This is a genomic window from Paracidobacterium acidisoli, from assembly GCF_003428625.2.
GTDB classification, from domain to species: domain Bacteria; phylum Acidobacteriota; class Terriglobia; order Terriglobales; family Acidobacteriaceae; genus Paracidobacterium; species Paracidobacterium acidisoli.
This window is the reverse complement of sequence record NZ_QVQT02000005.1, coordinates 362304-374045: the sequence shown is the minus strand read 5'-3', so window position 1 is coordinate 374045 and position 11742 is coordinate 362304. Positions and strand designations below refer to the sequence as shown.

9 protein-coding genes are annotated in these 11742 nt (G+C 59.4%); 5 read left to right on the top strand and 4 right to left on the bottom strand.

Going from position 1 to position 11742, the window contains the following annotated elements; genetic code table 11:
- The first annotated feature begins 24 nt into the window (after positions 1–24).
- On the top strand, positions 25–969 hold the full coding sequence (locus tag D0Y96_RS15440; RefSeq protein WP_117301640.1) for a 3-hydroxyacyl-CoA dehydrogenase: 945 nt from the start codon (positions 25–27) through the stop codon (positions 967–969).
- A gap of 48 nt (positions 970–1017) precedes the next feature.
- On the opposite strand, the gene D0Y96_RS15435 is transcribed toward D0Y96_RS15440, so the two are convergent.
- From D0Y96_RS15435 to D0Y96_RS15425, 3 genes are all read right to left on the bottom strand, one after another.
- Positions 1018–1806, bottom strand: a complete 789-nt coding sequence (locus D0Y96_RS15435; RefSeq protein WP_117301637.1) for a tetratricopeptide repeat protein — start codon at positions 1804–1806, stop codon at positions 1018–1020.
- Entirely contained in the window at positions 1796–2578 is a 783-nt protein-coding gene (locus D0Y96_RS15430) for a coiled-coil domain-containing protein (protein WP_117301635.1), read from the bottom strand. Before D0Y96_RS15430 ends, D0Y96_RS15435 begins: the two co-directional genes overlap by 11 nt.
- Positions 2579–3337: 759 nt before the next feature.
- Positions 3338–4600, bottom strand: coding sequence for a mandelate racemase/muconate lactonizing enzyme family protein (locus D0Y96_RS15425; protein WP_117301943.1), 1263 nt, complete (start codon positions 4598–4600; stop codon positions 3338–3340).
- Positions 4601–4965: 365 nt separating this feature from the next.
- Here D0Y96_RS15425 and D0Y96_RS15420 point away from each other — a divergent pair, with 365 nt between their 5' ends.
- The 4 genes from D0Y96_RS15420 (at position 4966) to D0Y96_RS15405 (ending at position 9364) form a co-directional block, all read left to right on the top strand.
- A complete protein-coding gene (locus tag D0Y96_RS15420; protein WP_117301941.1) occupies positions 4966–5982 on the top strand; it encodes a Gfo/Idh/MocA family protein in 1017 nt (338 codons plus the stop codon).
- Positions 5983–6178: 196 nt separating this feature from the next.
- Positions 6179–7084 (top strand): sugar phosphate isomerase/epimerase family protein, encoded by a 906-nt coding sequence (locus D0Y96_RS15415; RefSeq protein ID WP_252263826.1) that lies wholly within the window; start codon positions 6179–6181, stop codon positions 7082–7084.
- Positions 7085–7143: 59 nt separating this feature from the next.
- Positions 7144–8463: a Gfo/Idh/MocA family protein gene (locus D0Y96_RS15410; protein ID WP_117301939.1), complete on the top strand. Its 1320-nt coding sequence runs from the start codon at positions 7144–7146 to the stop codon at positions 8461–8463.
- A 40-nt stretch (positions 8464–8503) separates the two neighbouring features.
- Complete coding sequence (locus D0Y96_RS15405; RefSeq protein ID WP_350449092.1) at positions 8504–9364, top strand: sugar phosphate isomerase/epimerase family protein; 861 nt, start codon at positions 8504–8506, stop codon at positions 9362–9364.
- A 51-nt stretch (positions 9365–9415) separates the two neighbouring features.
- On the opposite strand, the gene D0Y96_RS15400 is transcribed toward D0Y96_RS15405, so the two are convergent.
- A complete protein-coding gene (locus tag D0Y96_RS15400) occupies positions 9416–11677 on the bottom strand; it encodes an outer membrane protein assembly factor BamB family protein (protein ID WP_158562427.1) in 2262 nt (753 codons plus the stop codon).
- Positions 11678–11742: the final 65 nt, after the last annotated feature.

Sequence of the window (11742 nt, the reverse complement as noted above, 5' to 3'; positions counted from 1 at the left end):
TCTTCAATAATTGAAAGGTGAACTGTGAAAAAGATTGCTCTGGTTGGCTGTGGACTGGTTGGCGGGTCGTGGAGCCTGGTGTTTGCCCGCGCAGGCTTTTCTGTGACGCTGTATGATCCGTCGCCTGCATCGATCGACATTGCGCTGCAGTTTGTGAAAAAGTCCTCGGCAGCGCTGGCCGAGATGGACCTGCTGCGAGGCCAGAAGCCGGAAGATATTGCCGCGCGGCTGAAGACGGCGGGCAGTCTGGAAGAGGCGGTGCATGATGCGGATTATGTACAGGAGAGCTCGCCGGAGCGCCTGCCCATCAAGCAGGCTCTTTATAAAGAGATGGCGCCACTGATTAAGCCGGATGCCATGATCGGCAGTTCTACCTCGGGTTTGCCTCCATCGTCGTTCACGGAAGATGTTCCTAACCGGGAACGGTGCATGGTAGTGCATCCGTTGAATCCGCCGCATCTGATTCCGCTGGTCGAACTTGTGCCCGCACCGTGGACGCTGCCATCGATAGTGGACACGGCTGAGGCGTTGATGCGGCAGCTGGGACAGGTGCCGATACGGCTTAACCGTGAGGTCACCGGCTTTATCGTGAACCGGCTGCAGGGTGCGATCCTGAATGAAGCCTTTCGTCTGGTTGAAGATGGCGTCTGCTCTGCCGCGGACATTGATGCCGCTATGACAGAAGGGCTTGGCCTGCGATGGTTCTTTATCGGACCGTTTGAAAACATCGACCTGAATGCGCAGGGCGGCCTGGCGGACTACTGCGCCAAACTTGCGCCGATGAACTATGCGATTGCCAAAGAGCAGGTCGATCCGAGAAAGTGGACAGACGTATTGCTGGCAGACGTGCATGACCAGATGCGGCAGAGGACGCCGATGGAACAACTGGATAAGCGGAAGGCATGGCGCGATCGCTGTCTGGCTTTATTTATAAGAATGAAGAGCAACATCCTGAAAGAGAATTCCTGAGAGTGCCGACAGCCAGACGCTCAGGATTAACGAGCGTTGCGGCGTGGGCTATGGGTCACGGTACTCGCGACGCCTGAGCTCGCGGAGCGCCTGTTCGTGACCCTGGAGAGCGGCCTGACGTATCCAGTGGCGGGACTGGGTGTAGTCATGCTCGACGCCCTGGCCGATGGCATAAAGATGACCGAGCTGGAACTGGGCTTCGGCGTTGCCCTGATCGGCGGCTTTACGATACCACGCGGCGGCCTGCGCATAGCTGCGCGGAACGCCCTGACCAAAACAGTAAAGGTCAGCCAGCTTCTGCTGGGCTTCAGCAAAGTTCCGGGTGGCGGCCAGGCGATACCAGTGAGCCGCTTCGGTATTGTTTTGCGCGACTCCTTCGCCTTTGCGATACATGAGACCCAGGTTGTACTGCGCCCAGGCGAGGTTACTGTAAGCGGCGCGCTGGCACCATGCAAAAGCCTCGGAAAAGTTGCTCGCGATGTAACAGCGATAGCTGAGGTTGGCCTGCGCGTAAGCGTGACCCTGCTCGGCTGCCTTTCGCTCCCAGTGAGCGGTCTGCGTCTCGTCCTGCGGCAGGCCCTGACCCGCGTCGTACATCGTGCTGAGAAGGTATTGCGATTCGGCGTGGCCCTGCTCGGCAGCGAGCCGGAAGCCGGATGCAGCTGCGGTGAAGTTACGCGCGTTGTAGTCGATGACGGCCTGACGATAGTGGGGATTAGAGGCTGCGTTAGCGGCGTCACGCCGGCCACGGGCGATGATGCCGGAGCGCGTGGAATGGAGCGACAGCGCGGCGCCGGTCGCGATGTGCTGCAGGCCGGTTTTGGCTTTATCTTCCATGAGCGCCGATCTGGCGGTCGATGAGCTCGAAGCGGCGACGGGCGTCGGCGATCTGCTCGCGGAGACTGGTGGCGAGCTCGGTGAGGAGATCGCGGTGTTCGCGCGCGGCGCTTTCGGCGTCGAGGTGTAGCTGGGCGATTTCGCTGGCGAGCAGCGTGTGCTGCTCCGCATCAAGGACGGCGATATCGCGCTCGGCGTGCCGGATCTGGCGCGTGATGCGGAGAAGCTCGGCGGCAGCGCCTTCGCCGGCGATGGAGGCGTTGATTTCGCGATGGTCATCAAGGAGCCGCTGGAGGGTTTCGATGTCGCCGCGGCTGTAGGCCTGATTCGCTCGAGCCATCAGCAGGGTGAAGTGCTTCTGCTCGGCCTCATCGCGCGCGAAGTCGGGGTGGATACGTCTGGCGACGTCGCGAAAAAGGGTTTTGAGGCTGGGCGGCGGGTCGAATTCTTCGGCCTCGCGGGCAGCGGCGAATGCGGCATCATGAGTCTCCTGGGCGCGCTGGCGAGCTTCTTCGGCGCGGCTGCGAGCTGAGTCGGAGTCGTAAAGATCGACTTCGCGCTCGGCAATGCGTGCTTCGATATCGTCGAGCTCGGCATAGAGGATGCCGACCTGGCGGAGATAGCGGCCTTCGAAGGTTCTGAGCTGCGCACGGATCTGGGCGAGCTCAGATGCGCGCTCGGCAAGCCTGGTGCGGATGGCGGCCAGCTGCTCGCGCTTATCGGGGAGGGCGGCATCGTCCGGGGTTTGCTGAAGGATGATTTCGGCTGGCATGCGGCTTTCCGTCGGTAGAACTTTCAGTTTAATAGAACGGATCTCCGCTTTTTCGCAGATGGATGCGGCTTCTGCGGGAGGCAGTTCGGACCTGCGCTCGTTATTGATGCTGCGAGATATTTCTGAAATTGATATCCGGACAGAACCGGGAAGTGGATTGAGGCAGAAAAAGTGTAAGCCGGAGCGAAAACATGGCATTTTGCATTGTTCTCGTACATAATCCCATTCGCGCAGATATCGTTGCGTGATTCACCACGAGTACTGGCGGAATTTATGCGCAGTTACCGCGCCTATGGCAGAGTGCGGCAGGAAGAATAGTTCTGTATGCGTGAGGCTATGCTTAGTTCCGATCTACAATGCAATGTATGGATACTGCGAATCTGATTCCTGAACTGAACAAGGAAATTGCCCGGCTGCGGGAAGCACGGAATCTGCTGGCTGGAACATCGTCGCCCAAAGGCGCGAAGGCATCGAAGAAACGTACCCTCAGCGCGGAAGCACGAGCCAGAATTGCCGCCGCCCAGAAAAAGAGATGGGCCAAGGCCAGAAAGAACGCGGCGTAAATCCATATCGTCACAGATATAACCAGCATGGGCCACCTCTCATAGCAGCATGAGGCGCGGTGAGATCCGGGAGGGGCTCTGCGAATAACAGAGACCCTCCGCACCCTGAACATGATCCTTCTGCTTCTCGGGGTGTGATCAGGCTACAGTCACGGAAGCATCGGTAACTCCGTAGTTTCGCCCGTAGGATAAGTCTCTAACCCCACCAGGTTTCTCCCGGCATCAGGTGAGCTTTAGCGACATCGGGATTGATTTCTATGCCGAGGCCAGGCTTGTCCTGAATGGTGAAATAGCCGTCCTGCCAGAAAGGCCCGTCGCGCATGACGAGATCGGGCCACCAGTCGATCCAGTTCGCGAGCTCATGGATGCGAAAGCCACGCATGGCGGCTGCCGCGTGCGCTGAAGCGGTGGTGCCCACAGGACTGGCGGGATTATGCGCCGCAGTGAAGATGTAATAAGCGTCGGCAAAGTCAGAGATGCGTTTGGATTCGAGCAGCCCGCCGGACTTGGGAATATCGATGTGAACGCCGGCGCAGGCCTGCGCTTCGATCAGGCGGCGGAATCCCTGAAATCCATAGAGATTTTCGCCGGTGCAGATGGGCGTGGAGGTGGAGCGCGCAAGTATCGCCATAGGCTCGGGATTCTCTGGCGGCAGAGGGTCTTCCATCCACATCAGATTCAGGTGCTCGAGCGCTTTGCCCAGCGCGATGGCGTCATGAAGGTCATAGGCCCAGTGAAAGTCGATGGCGAAGGGTATGTCGGGACCGAGAGAGTCGCGAACTGTATCCATGGCGGTCACGATTTCGCGAATATCTTTTGCCGTGAGATTGCGGGTGAACCGATCGTGGCCGGGCTCTTTAAACTGAGGATCAAGCGCGGGAGGAATCCCGTTCCCCTGAAATTTAAATGCCGTCCAGCCCCACTTTTCCGCTCGGGCTTCTGCAACCTGGTCGCGCCAGGCGACGGGATCGGCGATATTGCCGTGCGGAAGCTGCAGCGTTCGATAGAAGCGCACACGATCGCGAAAGCGGCCACCAAGCAGGTTGCAGACGGGGGTTCCCAGAATCTTTCCGGCCAGATCCCACAGAGCGATCTCAACGCCGCTGGCGGCTGAGACGGTCTGACCGCCGATGGCGCCCGCGCCGGCGCTTCTCATCAGCATCCAGGTGTAGAGTTTGTCGACATTGAGTGGGTCTTCGCCAATGATGGCAGGCTTCAGCTCGCGGAGGATGAGGTCTTTTATGCCCGGACCCCAGTATGCTTCTCCGATGCCATACAGGCCGGAGTCTGTTTCCACCTTCACGAGGTTCCAGTCCCACGTTCCACGGACGATCATGCACTTCACGTCGGTGATGCGGACTTTATTGCGCAGGGCAGCGGCCGCGAGCCGGCAGGGTTCAGCGAAGGCGACGGAACCGGCTGCAACCATTTTGAGGAATGCTCTTCGATCGCTGATCATGGGCTCTCTCTTAAGCTTTGCGTTCGGATGATTACAGATTTTGATAACTGCCGCGAAGCGCGGCGGCGAAGGAGTGAGGCTGTACGATGACGGCAGTCCTTTTATCTCCGCACTGAGACGGCTGTCAACCAGATGGCTTTCCCGGCGGGGCGCGCCGCCTTTCGCCGGTGACTTCCATGATGAAAAGCACTGCCCAAAATGATTGAGTATGATGGAGCCTGCCGCGAAAGGCCGGGCCTGTACCGGTGGCTGAGAGAGCTGCACGCGATGGCACCGTCGTTCTGTACCGAACAGGCTTTCTGACCATAATTTTGTTTTTTCAGCGAAGACGCTTATGCGTCCTGAAAGGGATGGATTCGATTTCCATGGCTACGAACAAAAAAGTGCGCTGGGGTGTTCTCAGCACTGCCGCGATCGGCGTTAAGAAGGTGATTCCCGCAATGCAACTGGGCCAGCTCAGCAGCGTAACCGCCATAGCATCGCGCGATCTGACGAAGGCCAGAGAAGCCGCGGGGCCGCTCGGGATTGCGACAGCATACGGCTCGTATGAGGAGCTTCTTGCCGACCCGGATGTCGATGCGATTTACAATCCCCTTCCCAATCAGCTCCATGTGCCGTGGACGATCAAAGCCGCGGAGGCCGGCAAGCACGTGCTGTGCGAGAAGCCGGTCAGCCTTACGGTGGCTGAAGCGGAGACGCTGCTTGCCGTCCGCGCACGCACGGGAGTGAAGATCGGCGAAGCCTTTATGGTGCGCACGGCGCCGCAGTGGGTGAGGCTGCGAGAGCTGCTTCGCGAGGGAAGAATTGGCGAGCTGCGCTCGATCATGGGGGCCTTCAGCTACTTCAACATCGATCCGGCGAATATTCGGAATCAGATGGAAACCGGCGGCGGCGCGATGATGGATATCGGATGCTATCTGGTTCAGGCTTCGCGCTTTGCCTTTGAGCAGGAGCCGACGCGTGTGGTCTCTCTGATCGATCGCGATCCGCAGATGAAGACGGACCGGCTGACCTCGGCGATTCTCGACTTCCCTCATGGGCAGGCGATCTTTACCTGCAGCACGCAGATTGTTCCTTACCAGCGCGTGCAGTTTCTGGGAACGAAAGGACGCATCGAGATTGAAATTCCATTTAATGCGCCCATCGATCGGCCTACGCGCCTCTTCCTCGATTTGGGAGGTGATCTTTTCGGCGCGGGGATCACGACGGAGACCTTTCCGACATGCGACCAGTACACAGTGCAGGGCGACGCGTTTTCGAGAGCCATTCTGGACAATACGGAAGTGCCGGTTCCGGTGGAAGACGCGATCAAAAACATGGCTGTTATCGAGGCGATCTTTCAGTCGGCAGTATCCGGAGGATGGGCAGAACCGAAGCGATAAATAACATGCCCGCAGCTCCAGATATGAGGCTGTCTATCATGCCCCCGGCCTTGCATTTCCGGATGATTGCGTGAATGATGGTTTCCCGGAAGCCATATTATGCGACCGGGAGCATTGAAAACTCATGGGCATTTCTCGCAGGCAGTTTCTTCAGGCGACAGCCTCGGCTGCTGCATTTTCGGCTGTGGACGGTGCGATGCCTTTATTCGCTGAACCGGCACTGCAGACATGCCCGTTTCGCCTGTCCGTGATCAACGATGAAATCTCTCAGGACTTTGAGCACAGCTGCTCGGTCGCTGCGCATGACTTTGGTCTGAGCTGGATTGAGCTGCGCGGGATGTGGAACAAGAACATCACCGATCTGAGCGCGAAGGAAGTCGACGAGAGCCGGAAGATTCTGGAGAAGTACAGGCTTCGCGTGACCGATATTGCCAGTCCGCTCTTCAAGGTGGACTGGCCGGGCGCGCCGCTTTCCTCAAAGGGCGAGCGCCGCGATCAGTTTCACGCGGATGCGGATTTTAAGGCACAGGACGGAGTGCTTGAGCGCTCGATAGAACTGGCGAAGGCCTTCGGCACGCGGCGTATTCGCTGCTTCGATTTCTGGCGGCTCGATGATCAGAAGCCGTATCGCGCGGCGATGAACCAGAAGCTGCGGGAGGCGGCAGCGCGCTGCGAAAAAGACGGCATGATTCTGCTGCTGGAAAACGAGATGTCGTGCAACACGGCGACGGGCGCCGAGGCCGCGGAGACGCTGGCGGCGGTGACGAACAGCAACTTCATGCTGAACTGGGATCCGGGCAATGCCGCCGCGGCCGGAGAAACTCCTTATCCGAACGGGTACAAGCTGCTTCCCAAAGACCGGATCGGCCACTGCCACTGCAAAGATGTCGTGCGGAAGCCGGGAGGCGGATATGAGTGGGCTCCCGTAGGCGGCGGCATCATTGACTGGCGCGGACAGTTTCGCGCGCTGGCGAAGCAGGGATACAAAGAGGCGGTCAGCCTGGAGACGCACTGGCGCGGCGCGGGCACTCCGGAGGCTTCGACGCGCATCAGCATTAAGGGGCTGAAGCAGGACCTCGAAAGCGACGGTCTGGGCTGCTGAGTTTCCGGCAGCGCCGGATGGGCCATTTCCATACAAAAGAACAGACGACGGAGAGAAAAGTGGTTACTCGACGCGAATTTCTGGACACACTTGCCGTGGGCGCCGCAGGGCTTGCTATAAACGCGACGGCCAAAAGTTATGCACAGATTCCGGGAGCGAATGAGCGCCTTCACTTCGCGGTGATCGGGCTGAACGGCCGGGCCTATGCACATTTGTCCTCCCTGAAGGCCAACAGCGACGCGGTCCGCATTACGCATGTCTGCGATGTGGAAAGCAACATTCTGGAAAAATTTGCCGGCGGCGTGCAAAAGGAAATGGGTTATTCGGCAGCGACGGAGAAGGATTTCCGGAAGGTGCTGGCGAGCAAAGATGTGGACGCGATCACGATTGCCACGCCGGACCACTGGCACACGCCGATGGCCATTGCGGGACTGCAGGCGGGCAAGCATGTGTACGTGGAAAAGCCGTGCAGCCATAATCCGGCAGAGGGCGCGCTGCTGATCGAAGCGCAGAAGAAGTACAACAAGCTGGTGCAGATGGGCACGCAGCAGCGCTCGTCGGCGCACACGATCGAGATCGTAAATAAGATTCACGACGGGCTGATTGGCCGGGCGTATTACGCCAAATGCTGGTACAGCAATACGAGAAAGTCGATCGGGACGGGTAAGCCGGCGCCGGTGCCGGCGACTCTGGACTGGGACCTCTGGCAGGGGCCTGCACCACGGCGGCCTTACAAAGACAACGTGCAGCCGTATAACTGGCACTGGTTCCGCATCTGGGGCACGGGTGAGGCGCTGAACAACGGGACGCACGAGGTCGATGTGTGCCGGTGGGCGCTCGGCGTCGATTATCCGAACCGGGTGAGCTCGTCGGGCGGCCGGTACCAGTTCAAAGACGACTGGCAGTTCTATGACACGCTGGTGACGAACTTCGAGTACGACGACAAGATGCTTTCCTGGGAGGGTAAAAGCTGCCAGGGGATGAAGCTCTACAATCGCGATCGCGGCTCGACGATTATGGGGACGACCGGTACGGTGCTGGTGGATCGCGACGGTTACGAGGTCTACGATCTGGGCGGAAAGAAGACCAGCGAGTACCGAACCGGCAAGGCGACCTCATCCGCCGATCTGGTCGGGCGCGATTCCATGACCGATGCGCACTTTGCCAACTTTATCGCCGGAATCCGCACGGGCGAGAAGCTGCATGCTCCGATTGAGGTAGGCAATGTTGCGGTGACGATGCTGCAGCTCTCCAATATTGCGTGGGAGGTCCATCGGGAGCTGAAGCTGAATCCTCAGGATGGGCGCATCCTGGAGGATGCGGAAGCGATGAAGATGTGGGGACGAGAGTACGAGAAGGGCTGGGCACCGCATATTTAGGCGGCGTGATCCATATCCTGAAAAGCAGGAGCGATTTGTCATGATGAAGGACACATTTTCGCGGCGCGGCTTTCTTCGGACCGGAGCGGCGGCAGCGGCCCTAACGGCGGTACCGTTGTCGTCATCCGCTTTTCGGGCGACTTCGGCAAAGGGAGCGAAGGAGCCGATTCGTCTGGGGCTGGCCAGCTATACGTTCCGCAACTTCAGCCGGGCGCAGATGATCGGCTTTATGAAAGAGCTCAGCATCAGCGATCTGAATGCGAAGGATGCCAAAGATCATCTTCCGATGGACCCGCAGGGAGAGAGCCAGGCGCTGGCTGACTACGCCGCTGCGGGTATTAAGCTGCATGCTGCCGGGGCCATCTACTTCAGTAAAGATGATGACGACGATATTCGGAGCAAGTTCGAGTACTGCAAACGGGCCGGCATACCGGTGATTGTCGCGGGCGATCCGGCGCCAAATGTGCTGCCGCGCATTGAGAAGTTTGTGAAGGAGTATGACATCCGGCTTGCGATTCATAATCATGGCCCGGAGGATAAGATATGGCATTCTCCGCTCGATGTGCTGAAGGCGGTGGGTCATATGGATGCGCGGATGGGCTGCTGCATCGACGTGGGCCATACGGTTCGCGCAGGGACAGATGTGGTGCAGGCCATTCACGCAGCAGGACCACGGCTGTTCAATATGCACATGAAAGACCTTACCGACTTTCATGAAAAGGACAGCCAGGTGGCAGTGGGAGACGGAAAGATGCCGGTGCGCGAAATCTTCGAGGCGCTGCAGGAGATTCGTTATCCGGGATATGTCGACCTCGAATACGAGGTGCATGGCGACGATCCCATGCCGGGCGTGACCAAGAGCTACGCGTATATGCGCGGGGTTCTGGCGGGCATGAAGTAAAAAGGGCCTGCTTTTCAGGCAGGCCCTCAGCGGTGCATCGGATTGAATGCGTCAGTGGCTGCTGCTCTGATCGCCTGAAGGCAGAGCGAAGACATAGTAGCCCTGTACTTCCGCCTTGCCGGAGGAGTTTGCCGATGCTCCGGCATCCGGCCCGGGGGCCTGCTCACTGTTCTGGCGAGAGCCGGCGTCCGATCCTGCCAGCACGGCGCCCGGTCTTGCGCAGACCACCAGATATTCACGGCCATCGACTTCATAGACAGCGGGGATTCCTTCGGGCGCTGCGGGCATTTCCTTTTCCCAAAGGACCTTTCCAGTGTCTTTGTCGTAGGCGCGAATCATGGAGTCGGACTTGGTGCCGGCGAAGATGAGACCACCGGCGGTGACAGCTACACCTCCGCGCGGCCAGTAACTGCCGGTGTCGGTGATTCCCTTTGCGGCGAGTCTGGAGACCTCTCCCAGAGGCACCTGCCATGCGATGGTGCCCTTGTTGAGGTCATAGGCGGTGAGGGTGGACCACGGCGGGCGGACGGCGGGCAGGCCGTCGGTTGAGTCCATGTAGCCGTAGCCGGTCCAGTAGCGTACGGGCGCTCCACCTTCCGACTGCGGCGGCGATTTGAGGCGCGCGAGAACGCCGGGAGGCACCTGAGCGCTGGAGGGATCGGTGAGGTAGGTGATCAGGGAATCAACGTCTCCGGGGGTGAGGTCGGTGAATGCAGGCATGGGTGACAGTCCGTTGGTGACGGCGCTTCGGATGCGGTCGACACCGATGCGGGGCACGATGTTTATCAGAGAGGGGATGCTCGGCGGCTGGCCCTGAAGCTCGGACATGTGGCACATACGGCAGTTCTGCAGATAGAGGATGCGGCCCTGGATTGCGGGCGATCCGGAGAGCGGACGGCGCGGCGCTTTGGGCTCGAGTTTGAGCATGGATGGCGCGTTCTTCGACTGAATGTAGACAAATCCTGCAGCGGGGTCTGCGGCGCTGGCGCCCCAGTTGGCGCCACCGCCGTTGCCGGGCATCTCGATGGTATTGGTGAGGCCAGGCGGCGTAAACAGGCCAAGATTTCGTGCGTCTGCAACCTCTTTGCGAATCTTCTCGCGCTCGGCGGGGTCCGCAATATACGGATCGATGTCGTTCGGAGTGAACGATTGCCGCGCAAAGGGCGGCGGTGCGGTGGGAAAGGGCTGCGTGGGCGAGGCATGTTCTCCGGGAACATCAGAAGGAGGAACGGGGCGCTCGACGATGGGCCAGATCGGCTTGCCGGTGACGCGATCGAGCACATAGAGGAAGCCATTCTTGCCGGCCTGCGCCACGACATCGACTTTCTTTCCGTTGTGGCGAATGGTCAGCAGCTTGGGCGAGCTGGCGAAGTCATAGTCCCACAGGTCGTGATGCACGGCCTGGAAGTGCCAGAGATATTTTCCGGCGCGCGCGTCGAGAGCAAGGAGGCAGTCGGAGAAGAGATCGGCTCCAGCGCGGTCGGCTCCGTAAAAGTCATACGTGGGCGAGCCCAGTGGAAAGTAGGCGATGCCGCGCTTTTCGTCGATGGTGATGCCGGCCCAGGTATTGGTTCCACCGATGTACTTCCAGGCGTCTTTGGGCCAGGTGCCATAGCCGAATTCTCCGGGATGAGGAACGGTGTGAAAGGTCCAGACCAGCTTGCCGGTGCGCACGTCGTAGGCGCGAAGATCGCCGGGAGGCGATCCGTACTCTTCTCCGGTGGCAGAGCCCATGATGATCAGATTTTCAAAGACGCGTCCGGGGGTTCCGGACTGAATCTGGTGGATGGAGTTGGGATCGCGTCCGAGGCCCACACGAAGATCGACGCTGCCATGATCGCCGAAGGAGTCGATGGCCTTTCCGGTTGACGCGTCGATGGCGTGCAGCAGATAGCCGGTTCCGAAGAAGAGGCGGCGGTCGGAGCCGTCCTTACTTTGCCAGTAGCTGATGCCGCGATGGGTGATGAATCGCGGATTGTCGTTGTCGTGGACCCATATTTCTTTTCCGGTTGCGGCGTCGAGAGCGACGATCGCGTTGTTCTTCCCGATCACGTACATGGTGTTGCCGACGACGACGGGATTGAATCCAAAGAGAAGACCGTTATTGCCGGCGGGGTAGAACCAGGCCTGCTGCAGATGTGTGACATTCGATTTGTCGATCTGCTTCAGCGCGGAATACTGAGAGGAGTCGAGACTGCCCTCATATTCCGTCCATGTTTTGTGATCGTGGGATTCGGCGGCGGATACACGGCCAAAGCTGAAATAACCCGCCATCGCAGCAGCCAGCGCTCCTCCGGCGGCTGCGACTGCCACACGTCTAAACACATTCCTCATCGATACTGCCCGATCCTTTCGTGAAAGCCACGCGTGGCTCTGCT

Coding starts and splice junctions, on each gene's coding strand:
- D0Y96_RS15435 (WP_117301637.1), bottom strand. CDS start 1,806: ATGGAAGATAAAGCCAAAACCGGCCTGCAGCACATCGCGACCGGCGCC.
- D0Y96_RS15430 (WP_117301635.1), bottom strand. CDS start 2,578: ATGCCAGCCGAAATCATCCTTCAGCAAACCCCGGACGATGCCGCCCTC.
- D0Y96_RS15425 (WP_117301943.1), bottom strand. CDS start 4,600: ATGATCAGCGATCGAAGAGCATTCCTCAAAATGGTTGCAGCCGGTTCC.
- D0Y96_RS15420 (WP_117301941.1), top strand. CDS start 4,966: ATGGCTACGAACAAAAAAGTGCGCTGGGGTGTTCTCAGCACTGCCGCG.
- D0Y96_RS15415 (WP_252263826.1), top strand. CDS start 6,179: ATGCCTTTATTCGCTGAACCGGCACTGCAGACATGCCCGTTTCGCCTG.
- D0Y96_RS15405 (WP_350449092.1), top strand. CDS start 8,504: ATGATGAAGGACACATTTTCGCGGCGCGGCTTTCTTCGGACCGGAGCG.